This is a genomic window from Arthrobacter sp. 7Tela_A1 (genome assembly GCF_049311065.1).
Classification (GTDB): Bacteria; Actinomycetota; Actinomycetes; order Actinomycetales; family Micrococcaceae; genus Arthrobacter_B.
In genome coordinates this window covers 15,154-38,514 of the sequence record NZ_JAXIOO010000032.1, presented here as the reverse complement: position 1 = coordinate 38,514, position 23,361 = coordinate 15,154, and the positions used below count along the sequence as shown (strand labels likewise).

The window sequence follows — 23,361 nt, the reverse complement described above, 5'->3', positions numbered from 1 at the left end:
CAGCTGCAAAGCTGCGGTCCCGCGGTTCGTTAACGCGACATACTCTTCTGCCGCTGGACCGGCAACCGTAGGATCGCGCCCCATGGAACAGGGGGAATGGTGACACGGGTGGAGGCCGAACATGCCACGGTCTTCCAAGACCTGCTGCTCTGCGCAGAGGGACTGGAGGCGTATTTAGCGGAGCTCGCTGTGCTGGCCGTATCGATTGCCGGTGCCGCTGAGGTACGCGGATGCTCGATCGTCATTGAGCGCCCCAGGCGCCAGCGGGTGGCAGGCGACAGCGACGCCCGCGCAGGCCGGATGGCAGAACCGGTCTTCGCCGCTGGAGGTCCGGGAGCCGAAGCCATCACGGAAGGCACTTCCGTAGTGGTGACCGATGCCTGGACCGAAACACGCGGCGGGGCCTTCCCTGGGACGGCAGCGGAGGAAGGCCTGCGGTCCATGGCCGCCGTACCGTTTGCGCTGGAGGACGGCGCCCGCGGTGTCCTCTGCTTCTATTCACCGCGCCAGCACCTTTTCCAGCCCGGAATGCTGCGTACCGCCGAGAGGATTGCGGCCGAGGCATCAGGGACGCTGTGCCTTGCCCTGCGCCTTGACGGGCAAATGCACCGGGCACGCAACCTGCAGGCGGCCTTGGAGTCGCGGACCGTGGTTGATCTGGCGGTGGGGATCATCATGGGCCAAAACGGATGCAGCCAGCAGGCGGCAGTGGAAATCCTCCGGAGTGTTTCGAACACACGCAACGTCAAAATCCGGTCGGTCGCTGCCGGAGTAGTTGCCGCTGTCAGCGAACGGGTCAGCACGCACTTCGATGAGTAGCGTCATCCGGGCACGGCGCGGCCCCCGGGGCTAGGCTGGAAGGATGACAACCGGGAACAACGCCCCAGCCGTGCCTGCCACGGGAGAACAGTTCCGGCTGGAGCGCGGCCGCGCATCCGCCGTCGTCGGGTCCCTCGGCGGGGCGCTGCGAAGTTTCACTGTGGACGGCACCCAACTGGTGGAGACCTACCCGGATGACGCCATTCCGCCGTCGGCGGCCGGGATACTGCTGGCGCCCTGGCCCAACCGGGTGGCGGGCGGGCGCTGGATTCTCAACGGCCGCGAGCAGCAGCTCGACATCACCGATCCTGCCCGCGGCAATGCCATCCACGGTTTGCTGCGGAACACCGGCTATGTTCCCGTGGAGGTTGCCGGGGACGCCGTGCGGCTCAGTGCGGTGATTTATCCCCAGCACGGGTATCCCTTCCACCTGCTCCACGAGGTGCTGTACCGGATTGCCGAGGACGGGGGACTGTGCGTGCGCCAGTCGCTGACCAACCTTTCCGCAGCCCGGGCACCGTTCGCGCTGGGGGCACATCCCTTCCTGCGGCTGGGGGAAGTGCCCACGGAGGACCTCATCCTGCAGGTCGGCGCAGGTACGCGGCTCACCACGGACGCGTCGATGATTCCGGACGGACGGGAGCCCGTCTCCGGGGACTGGGACCTGCGCAGCGGGCGGAGAACGGGGTCACTGGCCCTGGACACCGCCTACACGGACCTGTTGCAGAGCGGCGGCAAATACCGGCATGTCCTCGCTGCGCCGGACGGGCGGTCCGTGCAGCTGTGGGCCGAGCAGAGCTTTGGCTACGTGCATGTTTTCGTGACGGACCAGTTCCCCGGACGCAGCTGTGCCGTGGCACTGGAGCCAATGACAGCGCCAGCCAACGCCTTTAATTCGGGCGAAGGGCTGCGCTGGCTGGAACCGGGAAACACCTTCAGCGCCGAGTGGGGTATCCAGGCCGCGCTGTGAGACTGCCGGGACCCGTAACTGTCAGGGAACTATCACCGCATTATGGAAAGATAACCCCATGAGACCCCATGCCCGCCGGGTTGCCGCGCCCAAGGCCGTGCAGGCCGCAGCGGTGCGCTCCAGCCGTGCCGGCGACGACGTTCCCTACGCCCTGCGCGTCAGCGCGTCCTGGGCATGGCGCCTTGGCGTCGTGCTCCTGGTCAGCGGCGGACTGGTTTGGATCCTCGGGCACTTTTCGCTCCTGATCATTCCCTTGATGGTCGCCGCCCTGCTCGCCGGTCTGCTGGCTCCCATCAGTTCCTGGCTTCGGCGGAACAAGGTGCCCTCCGGGCTCGCCGTAGCGGTAACCATCGTGTCCTTCCTGGGCCTCATTGTCGCTGCGCTCACCCTGGTCGGACGGCAGCTGGCGCTGGGCTTCCGCGATCTGTGGGATGAGCTGTTGAACGGGTTCTCCCAGTTCCAGGACTGGCTGGAGTCCGGGCCGCTGCAGGTGACCTCCACCCAGATCGACGAGCTGCTGAACGAGGCAACCTCCGCGCTGCAGAACAATTCCGCAAGTATCCTGTCCGGCGCCGTCAGCGTAGGCAGCAGCGCCGGGCACTTTGCAGCAGGAGTCCTGCTGACGCTCTTCGCGCTGGTGTTTTTCCTGCTGGACGGGCGGCGAATCTGGCGCTTTGTCGCCGGGCTAATGCCCCGCCGTGCCAGGGCTGCCGCGTACGGGGCAGGAATCCGCGGCTGGGAATCAATGACCAACTACGTCCGCGTGCAGCTGGTCGTCGCGTTTATCGATGCTGTCGGCATCGGTGCCGGAGCCGCGATTATCGGTGTGCCGCTGGCGCTGCCGCTGTCCGTCCTGGTGTTCCTCGGGTCCTTCATCCCGCTGATCGGTGCCGTCGTCACAGGATCGATTGCCGTCCTGCTGGCGCTGGTGGCCAACGGGTGGCTCAACGCAGTGATCATGCTCGGAATAGTGCTGCTGATCCAGCAGGTTGAGTCCCACATCCTGCAGCCCCTGATCATGGGCCGCGCAGTCTCCCTGCACCCGCTGGCCGTCATCCTGGCGGTGACGGGCGGAACCCTGGTTGCCGGCATTGCAGGCGCGCTCTTCGCGGTGCCGCTGATGGCGATCGTCAACGCGATGGTGCGTTACATCGCTGCCCGGCGCTGGGAACAAGACCCGCTGCTGACTCCGGACAATTTCGGACCGCCAGGCGCACCGCCGCAGGATGAGCAACCCGACGACGGGCAGGATGAGTCCGAATCCGCCCGCCGCGAAGACAGACAAGCCACAGAAACCAAAGAATCCACAGCAAGAGAACAAGAGAACCAGCCTTGACCGAAGTACCCCAGCTGCCCGTGACCCTCGACGACATCCAGGCCGCGGCCAAACTCCTGGACGGCGTGATTGCCCACACACCTATTGAGCAGTCCCGGGCGCTGGGAAGGATTACCGGTTCCAACGTCTACCTCAAGTGTGAGAACCTGCAGCGCGCCGGGTCCTTCAAGGTCCGCGGCGCCTATGTCCGCATGGCCAAACTCAGTGAAGAGGAGAAGGCACGCGGCGTCGTTGCGGCGTCGGCAGGCAACCATGCCCAGGGCGTGGCCGTCGCGGCTGCCCGCCTGGGCATTGCCGCACGGATCTACATGCCGCTCGGCGTCGCGCTGCCCAAACTGGCCGCAACCCAGGGACACGGAGCCGAAGTCGTCCTGCACGGCCACAACGTTGACGAGGCCCTCGCGGAGGCCCAGCGCTTCGCGGATGAAACCGGGGCAGTGTTTGTGCACCCGTTCGACAACGTGGACATCGTCGCGGGACAGGGAACCCTCGGACTGGAACTGCTGGACCAGATTCCTGAGCTGGACACCGTGCTGATGGGAGTTGGCGGCGGTGGCCTGCTGGCGGGCGTGGCCGTTGCCATCAAGGAACGGGCCAGGGAGCTGGGCCGTGAGGTGCGGATCATCGGTGTCCAGGCCGAGAATGCGGCAGCCTACCCGCCTTCGCTCGCCGCCGACGCCCTGGTGCCGCTGAGCAAGGTATCAACCATTGCCGACGGCATTGCCGTGGGCCGGCCGGGCCAGCTTCCCTTCTCGATCATCCGCGAACTGGTGGACGACGTCGTAACGGTCAGTGAAGACTCGCTGGCCCGTGCCCTGATCTTCCTGCTGGAGCGGGCCAAGCTGGTGGTTGAACCCGCCGGTGCTGTGGGCGTGGCCGCGCTCCTCGACGGAAAAATCGAGAATCCGGGCAACACTGCGGTCATCCTATCGGGCGGAAACATCGACCCGATGCTTATGCTGAAGGTTATCCAGCGCGGCCTCGCAGCCGCCGGGCGCTACCTGGTGGTGCGCATGCTGCTGGATGACCGGCCGGGTTCTTTGGCCACTATTTCGCGGATCATCGCGGAATCGGATGCCAATGTGACCGGTGTGGACCACACCAGGGTGGGAGGCTCGATCAGCATGGGCGACGTCGCCATTACCATCAACATGGAAACCAAGGGCCACGAGCACTGTGAGAAGGTCCTGCAGAACCTCCGGGCCGAAGGCTTCCATCCCGTAGTGCTGCACGGGTAGCCCATGATGGCCCGCCGTGCGAAAAGTGCGCTCCTGGCAGCCGCCTGCTTTACGGCGTTCCTGTGGCTGGCGTATTTCGTCACCCTGCCTTTCCAGGACAGTCTCCTGCCGGAGCTCGGAATCCTTCCCCGGCAGTTGGAGGGCCTGGACGGAATCCTTTTTGCCCCGCTGCTCCATGCCGGAACCGGGCACCTGATCAGCAACAGCCTGCCGCTGCTGGCGTTCGCTTTCCTGGTCCTGCTGGAAGGGCTGCGCCGGTTCGCCGCCGTGACGGCCATCTGCTGGCTGGCCTCGGGAATCGGAGTCTGGCTCTTCGGAGGCGGGCTCACCATTGGGGTATCCGGAGTGGTGTTTGGCCTCTTCGCGTACCTGATCGTCCGCGGGTTCTACAACCGCAGCCTGCCGCAGATCCTGATCGCGGGCGTGCTGTTCCTGGTGTACGGATCCATCCTGTGGGGCGTCCTGCCGACCGCCGCCGGAGTCTCCTGGCAGTCCCACCTCTTTGGTGCCGCCGGGGGAGTGCTGGCGGCCATTGTGCTCCGCACGGACCCCGACCGGACACAAAAGCGGGTCCGCCCCTAGAGGCGGACCCGTTTCGGGAATGGTTGTGCTGCTAGCCGGCGTACGGCGTTGCAGAGACGATCTCGACTGAAATGTTCTTGCCGTTGGGCGCGGTGTACGTGGTGGCGTCGCCGGCCTTCAGGCCCTGGATAGCTGCGCCCAGCGGAGACTTCTCGCTGTACACGTCGATGTCACTGTCGCCGGCAATCTCGCGGCTGCCCAGCAGGAACTGTTCCAGGTCTCCTGCAATGCGGGCCTCGACCAGCATCCCGGGTTCGACCACGCCGTCGTCCGCCGGTGCTTCGCCGACCTGGGCGGTCTCCAAAAGCTGCGTCAGCTGGCGGATCCGGGCCTCAGCCTTGCCCTGCTCCTCCTTGGCAGCGTGGTAACCGCCGTTCTCCTTCAAATCGCCCTCGGACCGTGCCTGTTCGATTCGAGCCACGATTTCGGTGCGGCCGGGGCCGGACAAGTGGTCGAGTTCCGCCTTCAGGCGGTCGTAAGACTCTTGCGTGAGCCAGGCAACAGATGTGCTGTTGGTAGACACGGGTCTCTCCTTAGATGAACATCCGGACCGCTGAAAACCCGGTCCGGCTTGGCTGAAATGCTGCGTGGCCGGTTGGCTTTACAAGCAAAGACCCCGCTCATGTGGTGACCGGTTCGCTCGGAAATGAATCCGGTGATCACCTGGGCGGGGCGTAACGTAGCCTCCATACTAGTCAGCCGGAGGCACAAACCCAAGACCGCCGGGCGGTTTCCCCTTGAGGGGGTCCCGCGCCCTGCTGTTCCGCGTCACTGTTCCGCGTCGACAACCCAGCAGGCGTTGGGGCCTCCGGTCACGCCGAGCGAATCAGTGCGGACGGTGACGCTCAGGGACACGGTGCCAGTGTCGGCCGGTCCGATCCGGACAGTCTTCCACCCGACGACGGCATAGCTGTCGTTGAGGACCTGGACTGCACAGTCGACCGTGACATCCGTTGGCTTGGTGACTGTGAAGTCAACGACGGCGGTGGAGGCGTTGGGGATGGTGAAGCCCACGTCCTTGGAACTCACTGCCCCGGCTCCGGTGGGAATAGCCATGAAGACTGCGACGCCCACGGCCACGGCGCCGGCCCCGGAAGCGAGGATGGTCTTGGTGCGCCGGCTCATGCCGGGCTTGGGGGTGCCGTAGCGATTGGCTAACCTTGTCTCAGAAGCCATTCCGTCCGCGGGGCGTTCGGAAGCAGGCTGGCCGCCGGCTGCCTCTTCAGTACCATCCTCAGTGCTCACCGCTTCATTTTACCGAACATTCAGACCGGCCTTTTGCCGGATGTCAGGAGTAGCGTGTTGTCGACCGAAACGAGTTCCGGGCCCGCCGGAGAACTGCGGCTGCTGGCCGTCCACGCTCACCCGGATGATGAGGCCAGCAAAGGCGCGGCAACCATGGCGTCCTATGCAGCCTCCGGTGTCCAGGTCATGGTGGCCACCTGCACCGGCGGCGAGCGGGGTGACGTGCTGAATCCGGGTGCTGCGGATGACCCCGCAGCCAAGCGCGACCTCGCAGGACTGCGCCGCAGCGAAATGGCAGCCTCCCAGGCAGCCCTGGGAATCGAACACCGCTGGCTGGGATTCATGGATTCCGGGCTGCCCGAAGGAGATCCGCTGCCGGATCTTCCTGCCGGGTGCTTCGCCCTCCGCCCGCTCGAAACAGCTGCAGCCCCGCTGGTGAAGCTGGTCCGGGAGTTCCGGCCGCACGTGATCATCAGCTATGACGAAAACGGCGGTTACCCCCACCCCGACCACATCATGGCGCACAAAATTGCCGTGGAGGCTTTCCACGCCGCTGGAGACCCCGCCCGATACCAGGGAACAGGGGAGGCCTGGGAGCCGCTGAAGCTCTACTACGACCGGGGCTTCAACCCCGAACGGTTCCGGGCCCTGCACGACGCGCTGATGGAAGCGGGCCTCGAGTCGCCGTACGCCGAGCGGCTGGCAGCATGGCTCGAGGCTGACACCGAGGGCAACCAGCCGCCGGCACCGCTGCATCCTACGACCACGCAGATCGAGTGCGGGGAGTTCTTCCCCGTGCGTGACGCTGCACTCAAGGCGCACCGCACCCAAGTAGATCCCGAAGGCTTCTTTTTCGCAGTCAGCACGGACCTCCAGCGCGAGATCTGGCCCTGGGAGGACTTTTCCCTGATCGAATCCCGCGTCCCGGCCACTGTCCCCGAAACTGACCTCTTCGCTGGCATACGATAGAGGCTAGACACCGCGTTCCATGGCGCCGTGTTTTGCCAAGAGAGAGATACTTCGTGAACCTGCTGTACAGCCTGTACCTCACCGTCAACCCGGCCCCCATCGAGGGCGACCTCAAGCCCGGCCTGGAGGAAGGCGACATCACCCCCGGCCTGCTGGGTTTCCTCGCGACGCTCTTCCTCGCCCTGTGCGTGGTCTTCCTGATCCGCGACATGGTGAAGAGGATCCGCCGGGTCCGTTACCGTGCCCAGGCCGCCGGCGACCTTAGCACAGACGGCGGCGCAGGAACCACCTTCCCCGTCCGCGAACCCGGCACCGCGGGCTCCATGGCCGAAACAGACCAGGCTGGCAGCGCCGACACGGCCGGTAAGCGCGCAGGCCAGGACACGGCGGGATAAGCATCATGGCGGAGCGGTTGAAGAACCAGGCCTCCGCCTACCTGCGCCAGCATGCCGGCAACCCGGTGGACTGGTGGCCCTTCGGCGACGCCGCCTTTGACGAGGCACGCCGCCGTGATGTTCCAGTGTTCATCTCGATCGGTTATGCCGCGTGCCACTGGTGCCATGTCATGGCACACGAATCCTTCGAGGACCCGGAGATTGCGGACTTCCTCAACGAGCACTTCGTCAGCATCAAGGTGGACCGCGAGGAACGCCCCGATGTGGATTCTGCCTACATGGCGGCGACACAGGCGCTGACCGGGCAGGGCGGTTGGCCCATGAGCGTTTTCGCCCTTCCCGACGGCAGGACGTATTACGCCGGAACGTACTTCCCGCCGCAGCAGCTGCAGGGAACCCCGTCCTTCCGGCAGGTACTGGAAGCAGTCTCCAGTGCGTGGCGTGACCGGCGCCCGGACGTCGAGCAGAGCGCTGCCCAGATCGCCGAGCACCTTGCCTCCGGGCAGCTCGCCAACGCCCGCCTGCTGGGAACCATCGACGGCGCCGGCCTGCCGGACACAGCGGAGCATGCCGAAGCAGCCGCCCGGGCACTTTCGTCCGCCGTCGAGGTCCTCGAAGGCGCCGAGGACACCGACTTTGGCGGCTTCGGCGGAGCGCCCAAGTTCCCGCCGTCGCCCCTTCTGCGCTTCCTGCTGGCACATTCCGGCAGCGGTGCTCCGACCGCACCTGCGGCAGCCGGGCTGGCCGCACGGACCCTCACCGCCATGGCCCTGGGCGCTCTCTTCGACCAGGTGGAAGGCGGCTTTGCGCGGTACACCGTGGACCGGCGCTGGCAGGTGCCGCACTTCGAAAAAATGCTCTACGACAATGCCCAGCTGCTGCGGGTCTACGCTCAGTGGGCCCGGTCCGCGGAAGACCCCGACCACCGCGCCCTCGCCCTGCGTGTGACGCGTGAAACGGCACACTGGCTGGATCTTCGACTGCGGCTGCCCGGTGGGGCCTATGCCTCTTCCCTGGACGCGGATACGCAGGTGGACGGCAGTCGAGTCGAGGGAGCCACCTACGTCTTCACCCGGGCGGAACTGACGGCCGCGCTGGGTGCCGGCAACCCGGCACTGGACCTGCTGGACACGGATGCCGACGACGGCGCTTCCCACCGGCTGCCCGGCAGTACCCTGCGGCTGGCTGCCGTCCCGGACGAGGCGCAGGCACGAAGCTGGGAACACGCCCGGCAGGTCCTGGCCAAAGTACGCAGCTCCCGCCCCCAGCCGGACCGCGACGAGAAGGTTGTGGCGGGGTGGAACGGGCTGGCGGTTGCGGGCCTCGCCGATGCCGCCGCGGTGCTGGCGGACAACGGGGTTCCCGAGCCGCGGATCCTGGAATCCGCCCAGGCTGCTGCGGAGTACCTGCTGGCAGTGCATCGAAAGGACGGAATACTTTACCGGGTGTCCAACCACGGCTCAGCGCAGGGAATCGAGGGCCTGATGGAGGACTATGCGGGCGTCGCGGAGGGACTGTTCGCGCTGTACGCCGTCACCGGCGAACCCCGCTGGCATACAGAAGCCCAGGCCCTGGTCGCGGCCGCCGCTGAGAGGTTCCTGGCCTCCGGTGCGCTCTCCGACACGGCGGCCCAGTCAGCGCAGGTGCGCCATGCCCAGGGCGGCACGTCATCCGCCAGCCCGTTGGATGACGCGGTGCCGAGCGGAACGGCCCTGTTCGCCGGAGTGCTGCTGACCTCGGCGTCCTATGGCGGCCCGGCCCGGCACCGGGCCTTGGCCGAACAATTGTTGTTCCACGTGCTGCGGGCCGCGCCCGCGGCCCCGCAAGCCGTGGGATGGGCGATGTCCGTCCAGCAGGCACTAATCGACGGGCCCCGCGAACTTGCCGTTACCGGCTCAGATCCGGACGCCGTCGCCGCGCTGCTCGCCGCAGGACGCAGCGCAGGCGGACCATCGCTGGTCATTGCCCACGGCCGCCCGGAGGGGGTACCACTGCTCGAAGGACGCAACACGGAGGTTCCTGCCCTGGCTTATGTCTGCAGGGGGATGGCCTGCAAGCAGCCGGTCTCTACGGCTGAAGAGCTGCGTGCCCAGCTCCGGCCGGAGGCACCGGCGGGCTGATATTCAGGTGACGTGCGGCTAGCTTCCGGCGGACAGGACAGCCACCATGATGGCGATGTAGTGGCAGGAGAATCCCGCAAGCGTGAAGGCATGGAAGATCTCGTGGAATCCGAACCACTCGATGGACGGGTTCGGCCGTTTCATGGCGTAAATCACCGCGCCGGCAATGTACGCAGCCCCGCCGGCGATCACCAGCACCGCTGCCGGCATATTCACCGACCAGAAGTCCGGGATGTAGAACAGTGCCGCACAGCCCAGGGCGATGTAGACCGGGGTGTAGAGCCAGCGGGGAGCATGCAGCCACAGCAGGCGGAAGGCGATTCCAGCCAGCGCACCGCTCCAGATAAGGATCAGCAGCAGCACGGCTTTGTCGCGCGGGAGCAGCGCCCAGGCCAGCGGAGTGTAGGAGCCGGCAATAACGAGCATGATGTTCGTGTGGTCGAGCCGCTTGAGGATTGTTTTCACGCCGGGGGACCAGTTGCCCCGGTGGTACACGGCTGAAATGCCGAAGAGGAGGATCCCGGTCAGCGCGTACACCGCGGATGCGATCCGGGTTCCGGTGGTCGGAGCGAGCACGACCAGGACGATGCCAGCTGCCAGCACCAGAGGTGTGGCCCCGGCATGCAGCCAGCCGCGCAGGCGGGGTTTAATGTCCAGAGCATCGGCCACTGATTCAACTGCCGATTCGAGCGGCCCCGGTGTATTACGGGAGTCCGGATCCTGCTGGACCGGCACTCGCTGCGAGCGTGAAGTCATGCTGCCGATTCTAACCTACGATCCGGTAGGTTACCTTCGGGTAGAGAACTCCGCCACTCATTCGCCGCGCCTCCCTGCACGGCGGGGGCGGGAGTGCGCGGTAGCCTAGAAACAGTCGATCCTGCGTTCCGCGCAGGCCCCCCATTCTCAGAGGCAGGTGAGTCACCCGTGCGGTTTCCCGGTGTGGTTTACGCCTACTATGAGCGGCGCTTGAGGCGAAGCCTGGCCAATGACCGGATTCCGGAACACATCGGGGTCATGGTGGACGGGAACCGGCGCTGGGCAAAACTCGCGGGCGCCCCGACGTCGGACGGCCATCAGGCGGGTGCGGACAAGATCCTGGAGTTCCTGGGCTGGTGCGAGGAACTCGGCGTACGCGTAGTGACCTTGTACATGCTCTCGACGGACAACCTCAACCGTGACCCGGATGAACTGCAACCCCTGCTGGGTATCATCGCCAACACCCTGGACCGGCTCGGTGAGCGGGGGGATCTGCGGGTCCAGCCTGTGGGCGCGCTGGAGATCCTGCCTCCGGAACTCTCCGGCCAGCTGTCCCGGCTCGGGGAAGCCACGGCCACCGCAACAGGACTGCATGTCAACGTGGCCATCGGCTACGGCGGCAGGCGAGAGATTGTCGACGCCGTCAAGGAACTGCTGCGCGATGCCCGCCGGCAGGGCAAAGAGATTGAAGAAATCACCGAGGAACTGTGCGATGCACAGATTTCCGAGTACCTGTATACCCGGGGGCAGCCCGATCCTGAACTCGTGATCCGGACGTCGGGTGAGCAGCGGCTGTCGGGCTTCCTGATGTGGCAGAGCGCCTACAGCGAGTTCTATTTCTGCGAGGCGCTGTGGCCGGATTTCCGAAGGGTGGATTTCCTGCGTGCGCTCCGCGACTACGCGAGCCGTCAGCGGCGGTTTGGATCCTAGCCCGGTACCCTGACGATGCAGCGCCACACACGCTCCGAAATCCTCCTGGCCTCAGGGTTGGCCTGGACCGCAGGTTATGCCGATGCCATTGGGTTCCTCCATCTGGGGGGCTGGTTCGTTTCTTTCATGACCGGCAACTCCACGCGCGCCGGTGCAGCGGTGGCCAATGGCTCCCTGACCGGTTTCCTCCAGGCCTTCGGACTCATTGCGGCGTTCTTCCTGGGTGTTGCCGGTGCCTCCGTGCTGCGCCGCCTCCTGTCCCGGCACCGCCGTCCTGCCATCTGCCTGGTATCCGCCGCCGGGCTCACGGCGGCCCTGCTCAGCACGGCCACGCCCGGAACCGAGGGCCTGCTGGGTCCGCTCCTCGCCCTGGCCATGGGGAGCCTCAACGCCGTGTTCGAGCGGGAGGGCGAGGTGTCCATCGGCATCACCTACATGACCGGAACACTCGTGAAGCTCGGTCAGCGCGCAGTTGCTGCCCTTTTCGGCGAAAAGGACACCGGCTGGGGGCGCTACCTGCTGCTGTGGTCTGCCCTGACCGTGGGATCCCTCTGCGGCGGCGCCGCCTACTTCAGCCTGGGGATGGCGTCACTCAACCCCGCGATCGGAGCGCTCGTCATTGCGGCGGCAGCGTCATGGGGCCATCCCGGCCACCGGCACGGCTGAGTCCGGGGGCGCTGCACAACCGGACCTCATTGCCGCAAACAGCACGCGAACTTCGCCCAAACTGGTTCGTGTCCCTCTGCCGGCAGGCGTGGGGGCGGGCGTAGCTTGTACGTATCGGTCAGCCCGACGCTGACGGAACCGGAGGCCGGATGCTCACACAGTGTGTGCCAGGGAGGCCGCTGGCGGCCCCTCGTGCCGGCCTGCGGGTAACCACACTTCTAGCTAATCGGGGCCGGCGGTCCCTGACTGGAGTTCCACGTGGCCGTATCGACGCAATCCACCCAGGCACACGCAGAGGGATCCGACGGGCAACCCCTGGGATTCGTGCTTGACACCTCAGTGCTGCTTTCCGACCCGAAAGCCATCCTGCGCTTCGCGGAACACGAGGTCATCCTGCCGCTGGTGGTGATCAGTGAACTTGAGGGCAAACGAAACGATCCGGAACTGGGCTACTTCGCCAGGACCGCGCTGCGCCTCCTGGACGACCTGCGGGTAGAGCACGGCGGACTGGACCGCCCGGTGCCCATCGGCGACGCCGGCGGAACGCTCCGGGTGGAGGTGAACCATATCTCGCTGGATGTACTTCCACTGGGGATCCGGGGAACGGATAACGACAGCCGGATCCTCGCCGTCGCCCGCAACCTCGCGGATGAAGGACGCACTATCACTGTGGTGTCCAAGGATCTTCCCCTCCGGGTGAAGGCGGCAGCCGTTGGCCTCACCGCGGATGAGTACCGCAATGAACTGGTGCGGGACACCGGCTGGACCGGAATGGCGGAACTGGAGATAGGCGACGCCGAGCTCAACGCGCTCTATGACCATGAACCGGTGTTCATTTCCGAGGCTGCGGACCTGCCGGTCAATGCCTGCCTGGTACTGCTGGCCGGGCGGTCCTCAGCCCTCGGCCGTCTGGGAGCCGACAAGCAGGTGCGCCTGGTGCGTGGGGACCGCGATGTCTTCGGCCTCCACGGACGGTCCGCGGAGCAGCGGCTGGCGATCGACATGCTCATGGATCCGGAAGTGGGCATTGTGTCCCTGGGCGGCAGGGCCGGTACCGGTAAATCAGCCCTGGCGCTCTGCGCCGGACTCGAGGCGGTCCTGGAACGCCGGGAACACCGCAAGGTGGTGGTCTTCCGTCCGCTGTATGCCGTGGGCGGCCAGGAACTCGGCTACCTGCCCGGCAGTGAGAGCGAAAAAATGGGGCCGTGGGGGCAGGCGGTCTTCGACACGCTGGAGGCGCTGGTCTCCAAGGAGGTTGTGGAGGAGGTGCTGGACCGCGGAATGCTGGAGGTCCTGCCGCTGACCCACATCCGCGGGCGGTCCCTGCACGACGCGTTCGTGATCGTGGACGAGGCCCAGTCGCTGGAGAAAAACGTCCTGCTGACCGTCCTGTCCCGCATCGGCCAGAACTCAAAGGTGGTGCTGACCCATGACGTCGCCCAGCGCGACAACCTGAGGGTTGGACGCCATGACGGTATTGCGGCAGTGGTGGAGACGCTCAAGGGCCACCCGCTCTTCGGGCACATGACCCTCACCCGCTCAGAGCGCTCTCCGATCGCGGCCCTGGTCACGGAACTGCTGGAGGGCGGGCAGATCCCCTAGGGCGGAAGGCTTTGTCCACAGCGGGGCGTCCGGATGCCCCGCTGTGGAGGGTCCTGCCGGTACGGTAGGGCCCATGTGGGGGATCGTGGGGGAGTACTGGGTTCGAAGCAGCTTTGCTGCCTGGCTGCTTCTGGCTGCCCTGGGTTACCTCGCGGTGCTGTCCCTGCGCCTTGCCAGTGAAGACCTCCGTACCCGCCGGCTGCCGAACCGCCTGGTACTGCCCGCCTATCCGGTGTCGTCGCTGCTGCTCGGTGCGGCGGCGCTCGCCGCCGGGGAACCCGGGCGCCTCGCGGGCATGGCCTTCGGCGCCGCTGGACTGTTGGCCGGATACTTCCTGCTGCGGCTCATCAATCCCGGCGGGCTGGGCCTGGGCGATGTGAAGCTGGCAGGGGTCCTGGGGCTCTTCCTCGGGTATGCCGGCTGGAGCCACGTCCTGGCAGGCGCCGCAGCCGGCTTCGTGCTCGGAGGAATCTGGGGGCTGTGGCTGGTGCTGAGCGGACGGGGGACCGGGAAGACCCGGATCGCTTTTGGGCCGTTCATGCTGGCAGGGGCCGCCGTGGTACTCGCGGCCCCTGGCCTACAGTAGGACCATGCCCACACCCGACTTCATTCTTTCCCTGCGCGAAAAAGTGGGACACGACTTGCTGTGGCTGCCAGGAGTTGCCGCCGTCGTTTTCAATCCCGCAGGGGAAGTGCTGCTGTGCCGTCGGGCGGACAATGGGCGCTGGACCATCATCACCGGCATCCTGGAACCGGGGGAGGAGCCGGGCCCGGGCCTGCTGCGGGAAATCGAAGAGGAAACCGGGGTCCGGGCACGGCTGGAACACCTGATCCATGTGGGGACCACGGATCCCATCGAGTTCCCGAACCGGGACCGCTGCCAGTTCCTCAACCTTGTGTTCCGCTGCACCTATGAAGCAGGAACGGCACGGGTGAACGACGACGAATCCACCGACGTGGGCTGGTTCGCCCTCGATGCCCTTCCGGAGCTGAACAAACGGCACCGGATGCTCATCGAGCTGGCCCGGAACTCCACGGGCGTGCCGGTGTTCGAGGCCTAGGGCCCCGCGGAACGGCCAGAAAGACCAAGAAGGACCGAAAGACCAGCAAGGACCGGCACCCGCTCGGGGTGCCAGTCCTTGCCTTTGGTGTGGGTGTTGCCTACGGCTGCGGGCCGTCCGGGTCCTCACGGGTCCGCGCATCCTGCGAAGGCTGCGCGTTGTCTCCGGAGTGCGGGCCCGGGGTGCCTGAGGCACGCGCGGCGGCCTGCTCCTTCTCCAGCCGCACTGCTTCCTCGCCGCCGACGGCCTCGCCCCGGGCAACCATTCCGGCGACATCGGAGAGCGGGATCTCCTTGAGGAAGAACGCCAGGATCAGGGCCAGGGCCAGGAACGGCACCAGGTACCAGAAGACGGGAGCCAGGGACTCGGCGTAGGCATTCACGATTCCGTCGCGGACAGGCTCGGGGAGGGCTTCCATCGCGGACGGCTGCAGGGTCGCGGTAGCTTCGCCTGCCGCCGCGGGATCGAAGCCCGCCCCTGCAAACACCTCCATCAGGTTCTCCGAGAGCCGGGTGGTGAACATGGCACCGAAGATAGCTACGCCGAGCGAAGCGCCCACCTCGCGGAAGTAGTTGTTGGATGAGGTGGCGGTGCCGATCTGGTCCACGGGAACAGAGTTCTGCACCACCAGCACCACCACCTGCATGATCAATCCGAGCCCGGCACCGAAGACGAACAGCTGCGAGCAGATCACCCAGACGGGCGTTTCGGCTGTCAGCATAGTCATCCACAGCAGGGCCGCCAGGACCAGGACAGCGCCGGCGATGGGGTACTTCTTGTACTTGCCGGTATTGGTGATCGCGAGGCCCGACCAGATGGAGGTGCCCATCATGCCCACCATCATGGGCAGCATCAGCAGGCCGGAGGCCGCTGCGGAGGTGCCCGTGGACATCTGCAGGAAGGTGGGGACGAACGCCAGCGCAGCGAACATTCCCATGCCGAGCGTGAAGCCGATAGCCGTGCTGTTCACGAAGATCGGGTTCTTGAACAGGCTCAGCGGGATGATCGGATCCTCGGCCCGGCGCTCCGCCAGGACAAAGGCAAACGCTGAGGCCAGGAGGCCGGCGCCGAAGGCCAGTGTGAGGGGATCGGTCCAGCCGCGGTCGGCGTCGCCGCCGAAGTCAGTGAAGAAGATCAGGCAGGTGGTGGCAATGGACAGCAGGACGACGCCGGGGATGTCGATCCGCTTCACGGCCTTCTTGCTCGGCAGCGTCAGGGTGAAGAACGCGATCAGGAAGGCGGCGATGCCGATCGGAATGTTGATGTAGAAGGCCCACTGCCACGTCATGTGGTCGACGAAGAATCCGCCGAGCAGGGGGCCGGCGACGGCGGAGAGGCCGAAGATGCCGCCGAGCGGACCCATGTACTTGCCGCGCTCATTTGCCGGAACGATGTCCGCAATGATGGCCTGGGACAGGATCATCAGGCCGCCGCCGCCCAGTCCCTGAAGGGCACGGAAGACCACGAAGCCCCAGAAATCGGTGGCGAAGGCACACCCGACCGAGGCCAGCGTGAAGAGGGCGATAGCAAAGAGGAAGAGGTTCCGCCGGCCGAGGACATCGCCGAACTTGCCGTAGATCGGCATGACGATGGTGGTGGCGAGCAGGTAGGAGGTCGTAATCCAGGTCTGGTGCTCGACGCCGCCCAATTCGCCCACGATCGTGGGCATGGCCGTGGAGACGATGGTCTGGTCCAGGCTGGAGAGCAGCATGCCTGCAATCAAGGCGGAAAAGATGATCCAGATGCGTTTCTGGGTCAGCAGCAGCGGCCCGGAGGCGGGCGCGGTGGTGGTCATGAAAGGTCCTTGCTGGGAGTGAGGGGGGAGAAGGAAGAAAAGACTGCCCGGACCGGCTCGACGGCGGAGGTGAGGACCGCGCGGTAGCTGCGGTTGTTGTCCGGATCGAAAAACTCGGGGCCCGCTCGCTGCAGCAGAGCCGAAAAGACAGTGGCGACGGCGGTGATTTGCGGGTCCGCGGGATCAAGGTGCTCGCGCCGGGCGATGAGGCGGCGCAGACGTTCATCCGCTTCCTGGGTCCCCTGCACGAGTTTGAAGACCAGCCGGGGTTCGGTGGTCAGGGCCTCTTTGAGCTGGGCCAGCTCTGCCCGGGAAACTGCCATTGACTCCATATGGGCCACGGCCAGATCCACCAGATCCTGCAGCAGGGTCGGGGAAAGTCCCGGTCCGGCAGACCCCGCCGCGATGAACGGTTCGGTGAGCTCTTCCGGCAGGGCGGCAGGGGCGCCCAGTACGGCGTCTTCCTTGGCAGGGAAATAGTTGAAGAAGGTGCGCCTTGAAATGCCCACCTGTTCACAGAGCTCCTCCACCGTGTATCCGGCCAGGCCGTGTTCGGCGGTGAGGGCCCGTGCCGCGCTTGTGATGGCACTGTGGGTGGCCGCCCGTTTGCGTTCACGGAGCCCCCCGTCTGAACCTGCACTATTCTTCACAGAGTAAACTTTTGCACGGTGTGACTTTGAGTGCAAATATGTCCTTCATGCCGGGAGGAGGGCAGAAAAAAGGGGCGCCGGGAATCCCGGCGGCCCTTCTGGAAACTCCGAAAACTAGGCCTGCGGCGGCTTGGTCATGGAGAGGACATCGAGGGCAGCATCGAGCTGTTCCTCGGTGACCTCGCCGCGCTCGACGAAACCGAGTTCGACGACGGCCTGGCGGATGGTCTTGCCTTCCTTGACCGCGAACTTGGCGATCTTGGCCGCGTTCTCGTAGCCGATGTACTTGTTCAGCGGGGTCACGATCGAGGGGGAGGCCTCGGCCAGGTAGCGGGCGCGCTCCACGTTGGCTTCGATGCCGTCGATCATCTTGTCGGCCATGATCACCGAGGAGTTGGCGAGCAGGCGGATCGACTCCAGCAGGTTCGAGGCGATGACGGGGATGCCGACGTTGAGCTCGAAGTAGCCGAAGGTGCCGGCCCAGGCGATGGCGGCGTCGTTGCCCACAACCTGTGCGGCAACCTGCATGACGGCCTCGGAGATCACGGGGTTGACCTTGCCCGGCATGATCGAGGAGCCCGGCTGCAGGTCGGGGATGGCGATTTCGCCGAGGCCCGTGTTGGGGCCGGAGCCCATCCAGCGCAGGTCGTTGGCGATCTTGGAGAAGGACACTGCGATGGTGCGCAGCATGCCGGAGACCTCAACGAGGGCGTCGCGGTTGGCCTGGGACTCGAAGTGGTCCCGTGCTTCGGTCAGCGGCAGGCCGGTGTCGGCTGCCAGCAGTTCGATCACGCGCTGCGGGAAGCCGGCCGGGGTGTTGATGCCGGTGCCGACGGCAGTGCCGCCCAGCGGAACCTCGGCGACGCGGGGGAGGGATGCCTGGACGCGCTCGATGCCGTAGCGGACCTGGGCAGCGTAGCCGCCGAATTCCTGGCCCAGGGTCACCGGGGTGGCGTCCATGAGGTGGGTACGGCCGGACTTGACCACGTCCTTGAATTCCTCGGCCTTGCGTTCGAGCGACGCGGCGAGGCGCTCCAGGGACGGGATCAGGTTGTTGATCAGCGCAGAAGTCGCGGCGACATGGACCGAGGTCGGGAACACGTCGTTGGAGGACTGCGAGGCGTTGACGTGGTCGTTGGGGTGAACGGAGGTCTCGCTGCCTGCAGCCTTGAGTGCGCGGGTGGCAAGCTCGGCGAGGACCTCGTTGGTGTTCATGTTCGAGGACGTGCCGGAGCCGGTCTGGAACACGTCGATCGGGAACTGGCCGTAGTGCTGGCCGGCAGCCACCTCATCGGCGGCGGAAGCGATCGCCTTGGCGCGCTCGTCGTCGAGCACTCCCAGTTCAGCGTTGGCGATGGCGGCAGCCTTCTTGATGCGCGCCAGTGCCTCGATATGGGCGTCATCCAGCGGCTTGCCGGAAATCGGGAAGTTCTCCACGGCGCGCTGGGTCTGGGCACGGTAAAGGGCATTTACCGGGACGCGGACCTCACCCATGGTGTCATGTTCAATGCGGTATTCAGCGGAGTTCGAAGTCATGGCTCCAAGCCTAGTGGGCGCGGGTGCAGGTGTTGAAACCCGCGTCGTAAAAGTGCCGGCGCCCTAGTTCGCTGCCAGGTCCCCGGCGTCGGTTTCGATCGTGCCAATGCTGGAGACGAGATCGGCACGGCCTTCAGCCAGGCGGTAGGAGAGCCCGACGACGGCGGTTGCCCCGGTGCTGACAGCATCCGAAATCAGCCGTGAGCTTTCCACCAGGCGTTCCGCGGTTTGGCGGGTGTGCTCAACGACCATGTCGTTGACCTCCTCCAGCCCGTTGCGCTGGGCGGCCAGGACCGAGGGGGTGATGCGTTCGACCAGGGTCCGGACGTAGCCCGCAGGCATTGAGCCCGTGTCGACGGTGTGCTTGGCCGCCGTCACCGCGCCGCAGCTGTCATGGCCCAGGACCACGATCAGCGGAACTCCCAGCACGCCTACGCTGTACTCCAGCGAGCCCAGGACGGCGTCGTCGGTGACCTGTCCTGCCGTGCGGACCACGAAAACGTCGCCGAGGCCGAGGTCGAAGATGATTTCGGCGGCGAGCCTCGAGTCGGAGCAGCCGAAGATGACGGCGAACGGATTCTGTTCGTTCACCAGTGAGCTGCGCCGGGGCGCGTCCTGGTTGGGGTGCCGGGAGGTGCCGGAGACAAAACGTTCGTTGCCCTTCCGCAGGCGCTGCCATGCCTGGGCGGGAGTGAGGGGGGCAGTAAGGGGGCTGTTCAGTTCGGTCACCGTTCCACCATAAGGCTCAGGCGGCACTCCGGTGCTCTGTTACCGCCGTGACAAACCGTGCGGCTGCTAGTTGCCGGAGGGGGCAGCGAGGTCCTGCAGGACGGCTTCGGCCAGGACGTCAACGGTTGCCAGGTCGGCTTCGGAGCTGAGGATGACGGTCATGCCCTCGACCTCCGTGACAAGGTGCGCTTCTCCGTTGGCGCTGTCCCGCAACTGCCACGCGGCTCCTCCGGCGGTGCGCTCACCGGCCACAAGCGAGTCCCGGGTGGTCTGCGAAATCCAGGTCGGGTTGGCTTCGGCGGTCTGCGTCAGGCGGATGAATTCGGTATCGGGAGTGAGATATCCCACTTCCCAGGCCGGTACGCCGGAGTTGACCCCGGAGTCCCAGCGGGCGTAATTGGCGGTCCAGCCTTCGGGCAGATCGGGAGCAAGGGGATCGTACCCGGCGTCGCCTGCAGCTTCGCCCGCGACGGCCTGAACGTCTACATCCCGCACCGGAGGCTTCTCATACGGGTTCAGGAGCACCGGTATGAGGACAATCGCCAGCGTGATCCCGGTGGCAATGAGCATGCCAATGACATTCGCGTTGGCACGTTTGGCCTGCTTGGCGGTCAAGGTGGGGGTTACGGGATTCTCCGGCTGCTGCTCACTCACCCTTCCATAATCGCCTATCCGGGGGGTCAAGTCCTATTTACGGCGAAGCTGCCCGGGCACAGGAGCAGCTGAAAGCGCCCCAAAACTACGTTCCAGCGGTGAGGTCTGTGCCACGGCGACTATGATCGGAGCAAGGATCAGCTGTAGGCCGCTGTCCGGGACCATGTCCAGGGCGGGCCTGAATTTCGAAGATGAGGTTAACGTGTCCCAAGGTGCCCAGTACTCAACTCTCTCTCCCGCACTGGCCGTCGGTGATGACGAGCCGGACCGGAACCTGGCGCTTGAGCTGGTCCGGGTGACCGAGGCTGCAGCGATCGCCGGCGGTCACTGGGTTGGTTTCGGTGACAAGAACGCTGCCGACGGCGCTGCCGTCGACGCAATGCGCTCCCTGATCTCCACAGTCCACTTCAACGGCGTCGTGGTCATTGGCGAGGGCGAAAAGGATGAGGCGCCCATGCTCTACAACGGCGAGCATGTCGGAGACGGGACGGGCGCGCTGTGCGACGTCGCCGTGGACCCGATCGATGGAACCCGCCTGACCGCCCTGGGCATCAACAACGCCCTGGCAGTGCTGGCAGTTGCCGAGCGCGGCACCATGTTCGATCCCTCCGCCGTGTTCTACATGGAGAAGCTGGTTACCGGCCCCGAGGCCGCCGACATGGTGGACCTGCGCCTGCCGGTCAAGCAGAACCTGCACCTGATCGCCAAGGCCAAGGGCAAGAAGATCAACCAGCTCAACGTGATGATCCTTGAGCGCGACCGGCACAAGCCCCTGGTGCAGGAAATCCGCGACGCCGGCGCCCGCACCCGGATGCTGATGGACGGCGACGTTGCCGGCGGCATCGCGGCGGCCCGCGAGGGCACCGACGTCGACGCCCTGATGGGCATCGGAGGTACCCCTGAGGGCATCATCACCGCCTGCGCCGTGAAGACCCTTGGCGGAGTCATCCAGGGCCGGCTGTGGCCGACGTCGGACGAGGAGAAGCAGAAGGCAATCGACGCAGGTCACGACCTTGACCGCGTGCTCTCGACGAATGACCTGGTCACCAGCGACAACTGCTACTTCGCTGCGACCGGTATCACCGACGGCGACCTGGTCCGCGGCGTGCGCTACAAGAAGGACCGCGTGCTGACCCAGTCGATCGTGATGCGCTCGAAGTCAGGAACCATCCGCGTGGTCGACGGCGAACACCAGTCACACAAGTGGGAGTCCTACGCCCGCCTGCGCTAGGAACCAACCCGGGAGGGGGGGGGGGCGCCGGGGCGCCCCCCTTCGGGCGTGCCCGTCCGGGGCACCGGTTCCAGCCCTCTGCCTGGGTTCTCGCCGCGGCGGTGCGCGGCGACCCGCGCCGCGACCGTCGCGATGACCACCACGGCGGCAGCAACTGCTGCCAGGACTGCAGTCGCCGTCGAGACCAGTTCGCCGGTGACCCTGGAAACCGCAATCCAGGACAGCCCCCAGGCAAGGGCCGCAGCCGGTGCCAGGCGTCCGCGGCCGTACACGGCAAGCCCGATCCCGACGGCGGTGGCTGCCGCCAGCACGATGCCTGCCCAGAGGACCGGGTCGAGGCCGAACCCGTCAAAGCCCCCAGCGGTCAGTGCGGAGGCGATATTGGCGCAGATAGCCACGCAGACCCAGCCAAGATAAAGGCCCAGGGTTCCGTCGACGACGATGGCCCCAAGCCAGCTGTCGGGACGGCTGCGGGAATACCGTTTGAAGACGATGGCAAGAGTGACCAGCAGCGCGGCGATCACGGCGACGGAGAGCGGCACGGAACCGGCCTGCACGCTGAGGATCCAGGCGGCGTTGAGCAGCATGGAAACGGCCACGAGCCAGCCCAGTGAGCGCTGCCGCGGCGCCGAACGCTGCGATGGAAGCCACTGGTAGATGGTGTAGGCACCGAGGCCGGTGTAGATGACGGACCAGATGGAGAACGCCGGGCTCGCCGGTGCCAGGAAAGTGGCATCAGCGCTGAGGGCACCGCCCGCGGCTTCAGCGATGCGGGTGCCGCCGAAGACGCCGACGCCGATCACCGAGCCGATGATGCACAGGATGAAGGAGACGGTCACCGTCAGTTGACGGATCAGGTCCCGGCTGCCGAAGCCGGTCCGGGCATCAACAGAAGGTTCCGATGGACTGGATGCGCTGGGGGTTGAAGTAGCCATAGTCGAGCCTAGCAAAGCCTGCTTACTATATTCCGTCCCGCCGGTTCCAGCTGCATAACAACCGCCCGGTTCCGGCCCGGTGCCGGCTTCCACGTAGGCTTGATGTCATGACACTGAGCGTTACTCCCTGTACTGACCCCACCCGCTGGAACGGGTACGTCAACCAGTTCAACGGTCATCCCCAGCAGTTGTGGGGTTGGGGGAAGACCAAGGCTGATCACGGTTGGCGTGTGGAGAGGCTCCTGCTGTCCGATGGCTCCGGCGTGGTGGGGACTGCCCAGCTGCTGCTGCGTCCCCTGCCGTTTCCTTTCCGGGCGCTGGCTTACATTCCGCGCGGCCCGCAGGGGGAGCCGGGGCAGGAGAATGCCGTGCTCGACGCCGTCGCGGCCTGGGCCAAGGCCCGCCACGGCGCAGTGGCCCTGACAATCGAGCCGGACTGGGAGGACACTGCCCCGGCGACCGCCGCGCTGCCGGCTGCAGGGTTCCGGCGCAGCAGTAACACCATCCTCATTCCGCGCACGCTGATCCTGGACCTGACGCTCGGCGAAGAGGACCTGCTGGCCGGAATGGGCAAGAAGCACCGGCAGTACATCCGCAAGTCCGGCCGGGAGGACCTGGACTACCGTGCCGTGACGGCCGCCGAGATCCCGCAGTGCCTCGCCGTCTACAAAGAGACCGCCGAACGTGCCGGATTCGGCATCCACGAGGACCGGTACTACCAGGACATCTTTGAGAACCTGGGTGCTGATTCACCTGTCTACGCCGCGTTCAAGGGCAACGACGTCGTGGCATTCCTATGGCTTTCCGCCAGCGGACACACTGCCTTCGAGCTTTACGGCGGCATGAGCGAAGAGGGCGAACGTCTCCGGGCCAACTATGCGCTCAAATGGCTCGCCATCCGGGAAATGAAGGCCAGGGGAATCACCCGCTACGACTTCAACGGACTGCTCAACGACGGCGTGTCCAAGTTCAAGACGGGCTGGGCGCAGCACGAAGACCTGCTGGCCGGGACCTGGGACAAGCCGCTGTCCCCACTGTATCCGGTATTCACGACGGCGCTGCCGCTGGCGAAGACAGCCCTGCGCCGCGCCCGGGGACTCGCTTCCTCGGTGGCCGCCCGGGTAAAGCGCTGACCCTGCCTG

General features: G+C 66.0%; 24 protein-coding genes. 15 read left to right on the top strand and 9 right to left on the bottom strand.

Going from position 1 to position 23,361, the window contains the following annotated elements; genetic code table 11:
- Positions 1-96 precede the first annotated feature (96 nt).
- The 5 genes from TVB01_RS12980 to TVB01_RS12960 are packed head-to-tail and all read left to right on the top strand — an operon-like array spanning position 97 to position 4,945.
- A complete protein-coding gene (locus TVB01_RS12980) occupies positions 97-819 on the top strand; it encodes a GAF and ANTAR domain-containing protein (protein WP_422456317.1) in 723 nt (240 codons plus the stop codon).
- 43 nt (positions 820-862) lie between these two features.
- Positions 863-1,789 carry an aldose 1-epimerase family protein gene (locus TVB01_RS12975; RefSeq protein WP_422456316.1) on the top strand — a complete coding sequence of 309 codons (927 nt, stop codon included), beginning with the start codon at positions 863-865 and terminating at the stop codon, positions 1,787-1,789.
- A gap of 58 nt (positions 1,790-1,847) precedes the next feature.
- Entirely contained in the window at positions 1,848-3,125 is a 1,278-nt protein-coding gene (locus tag TVB01_RS12970; RefSeq protein ID WP_422456315.1) for an AI-2E family transporter, read from the top strand.
- The gene (gene ilvA / locus TVB01_RS12965; protein WP_422456314.1) at positions 3,122-4,363 is read left to right on the top strand and encodes a threonine ammonia-lyase; all 1,242 of its coding nucleotides are present in this window, start codon (positions 3,122-3,124) and stop codon (positions 4,361-4,363) included. The genes TVB01_RS12970 and ilvA overlap by 4 nt, the downstream gene beginning before the upstream one ends.
- Positions 4,364-4,366: 3 nt before the next feature.
- Positions 4,367-4,945 (top strand): rhomboid family intramembrane serine protease, encoded by a 579-nt coding sequence (locus TVB01_RS12960; protein ID WP_422456312.1) that lies wholly within the window; start codon positions 4,367-4,369, stop codon positions 4,943-4,945.
- Positions 4,946-4,976: 31 nt separating this feature from the next.
- Here TVB01_RS12960 and greA read toward each other — a convergent pair whose 3' ends face one another.
- Together greA and TVB01_RS12950 are read right to left on the bottom strand one after the other, a co-directional pair.
- On the bottom strand, positions 4,977-5,468 hold the full coding sequence (gene greA, locus TVB01_RS12955) for a transcription elongation factor GreA (RefSeq protein WP_227895173.1): 492 nt from the start codon (positions 5,466-5,468) through the stop codon (positions 4,977-4,979).
- A gap of 245 nt (positions 5,469-5,713) precedes the next feature.
- Positions 5,714-6,190 (bottom strand): DUF4307 domain-containing protein, encoded by a 477-nt coding sequence (locus TVB01_RS12950; RefSeq protein WP_422456311.1) that lies wholly within the window; start codon positions 6,188-6,190, stop codon positions 5,714-5,716.
- 54 nt (positions 6,191-6,244) lie between these two features.
- Between TVB01_RS12950 and mca the strand changes: the two genes are divergently transcribed.
- The 3 genes from mca to TVB01_RS12935 are packed head-to-tail and all read left to right on the top strand — an operon-like array spanning position 6,245 to position 9,674.
- Positions 6,245-7,159, top strand: a complete 915-nt coding sequence (mca, locus tag TVB01_RS12945) for a mycothiol conjugate amidase Mca (RefSeq protein ID WP_422456310.1) — start codon at positions 6,245-6,247, stop codon at positions 7,157-7,159.
- Positions 7,160-7,212: 53 nt separating this feature from the next.
- Positions 7,213-7,554 (top strand): hypothetical protein, encoded by a 342-nt coding sequence (locus TVB01_RS12940; RefSeq protein ID WP_422456309.1) that lies wholly within the window; start codon positions 7,213-7,215, stop codon positions 7,552-7,554.
- Positions 7,555-7,559: 5 nt separating this feature from the next.
- Complete coding sequence (locus tag TVB01_RS12935) at positions 7,560-9,674, top strand: thioredoxin domain-containing protein (RefSeq protein ID WP_422456308.1); 2,115 nt, start codon at positions 7,560-7,562, stop codon at positions 9,672-9,674.
- Positions 9,675-9,692: 18 nt separating this feature from the next.
- On the opposite strand, the gene trhA is transcribed toward TVB01_RS12935, so the two are convergent.
- The gene (trhA, locus tag TVB01_RS12930; protein ID WP_422456307.1) at positions 9,693-10,430 is read right to left on the bottom strand and encodes a PAQR family membrane homeostasis protein TrhA; all 738 of its coding nucleotides are present in this window, start codon (positions 10,428-10,430) and stop codon (positions 9,693-9,695) included.
- A gap of 168 nt (positions 10,431-10,598) precedes the next feature.
- Between trhA and TVB01_RS12925 the strand changes: the two genes are divergently transcribed.
- The 5 genes from TVB01_RS12925 to TVB01_RS12905 all read left to right on the top strand — a co-directional run bounded on the left by TVB01_RS12925 (position 10,599) and on the right by TVB01_RS12905 (position 14,689).
- Positions 10,599-11,360, top strand: coding sequence for an isoprenyl transferase (locus TVB01_RS12925; RefSeq protein WP_422456306.1), 762 nt, complete (start codon positions 10,599-10,601; stop codon positions 11,358-11,360).
- A gap of 15 nt (positions 11,361-11,375) precedes the next feature.
- Positions 11,376-12,026, top strand: a complete 651-nt coding sequence (locus TVB01_RS12920) for a YoaK family protein (protein WP_422456305.1) — start codon at positions 11,376-11,378, stop codon at positions 12,024-12,026.
- Positions 12,027-12,341: 315 nt separating this feature from the next.
- Complete coding sequence (locus tag TVB01_RS12915) at positions 12,342-13,628, top strand: PhoH family protein (RefSeq protein WP_422456320.1); 1,287 nt, start codon at positions 12,342-12,344, stop codon at positions 13,626-13,628.
- Between the two features lie 73 nt (positions 13,629-13,701).
- Positions 13,702-14,214 carry a prepilin peptidase gene (locus tag TVB01_RS12910; protein WP_422456304.1) on the top strand — a complete coding sequence of 171 codons (513 nt, stop codon included), beginning with the start codon at positions 13,702-13,704 and terminating at the stop codon, positions 14,212-14,214.
- 4 nt (positions 14,215-14,218) lie between these two features.
- Positions 14,219-14,689: an NUDIX hydrolase gene (locus tag TVB01_RS12905; RefSeq protein WP_422456303.1), complete on the top strand. Its 471-nt coding sequence runs from the start codon at positions 14,219-14,221 to the stop codon at positions 14,687-14,689.
- Positions 14,690-14,789: 100 nt separating this feature from the next.
- On the opposite strand, the gene TVB01_RS12900 is transcribed toward TVB01_RS12905, so the two are convergent.
- The 5 genes from TVB01_RS12900 to TVB01_RS12880 all read right to left on the bottom strand — a co-directional run bounded on the left by TVB01_RS12900 (position 14,790) and on the right by TVB01_RS12880 (position 20,053).
- The gene (locus TVB01_RS12900; protein WP_422456302.1) at positions 14,790-16,484 is read right to left on the bottom strand and encodes an MDR family MFS transporter; all 1,695 of its coding nucleotides are present in this window, start codon (positions 16,482-16,484) and stop codon (positions 14,790-14,792) included.
- Positions 16,481-17,134 carry a TetR/AcrR family transcriptional regulator gene (locus tag TVB01_RS12895; protein WP_422456301.1) on the bottom strand — a complete coding sequence of 218 codons (654 nt, stop codon included), beginning with the start codon at positions 17,132-17,134 and terminating at the stop codon, positions 16,481-16,483. Before TVB01_RS12895 ends, TVB01_RS12900 begins: the two co-directional genes overlap by 4 nt.
- Positions 17,135-17,248: 114 nt before the next feature.
- Positions 17,249-18,670 (bottom strand): class II fumarate hydratase, encoded by a 1,422-nt coding sequence (locus TVB01_RS12890; protein WP_422456300.1) that lies wholly within the window; start codon positions 18,668-18,670, stop codon positions 17,249-17,251.
- A 63-nt stretch (positions 18,671-18,733) separates the two neighbouring features.
- Positions 18,734-19,390 (bottom strand): carbonic anhydrase, encoded by a 657-nt coding sequence (locus tag TVB01_RS12885; protein ID WP_422456319.1) that lies wholly within the window; start codon positions 19,388-19,390, stop codon positions 18,734-18,736.
- 75 nt (positions 19,391-19,465) lie between these two features.
- Positions 19,466-20,053, bottom strand: a complete 588-nt coding sequence (locus TVB01_RS12880; protein ID WP_422456299.1) for a DUF4245 domain-containing protein — start codon at positions 20,051-20,053, stop codon at positions 19,466-19,468.
- Between the two features lie 202 nt (positions 20,054-20,255).
- Between TVB01_RS12880 and glpX the strand changes: the two genes are divergently transcribed.
- The gene (gene glpX, locus TVB01_RS12875; RefSeq protein ID WP_227916429.1) at positions 20,256-21,284 is read left to right on the top strand and encodes a class II fructose-bisphosphatase; all 1,029 of its coding nucleotides are present in this window, start codon (positions 20,256-20,258) and stop codon (positions 21,282-21,284) included.
- On the opposite strand, the gene TVB01_RS12870 is transcribed toward glpX, so the two are convergent.
- A complete protein-coding gene (locus tag TVB01_RS12870; protein WP_422456298.1) occupies positions 21,281-22,219 on the bottom strand; it encodes a TspO/MBR family protein in 939 nt (312 codons plus the stop codon). The two genes, glpX and TVB01_RS12870, sit on opposite strands and share 4 nt — an antisense overlap.
- 107 nt (positions 22,220-22,326) lie before the next feature.
- Here TVB01_RS12870 and TVB01_RS12865 point away from each other — a divergent pair, with 107 nt between their 5' ends.
- Entirely contained in the window at positions 22,327-23,352 is a 1,026-nt protein-coding gene (locus TVB01_RS12865; RefSeq protein ID WP_422456297.1) for a lipid II:glycine glycyltransferase FemX, read from the top strand.
- Positions 23,353-23,361 lie beyond the last annotated feature (9 nt).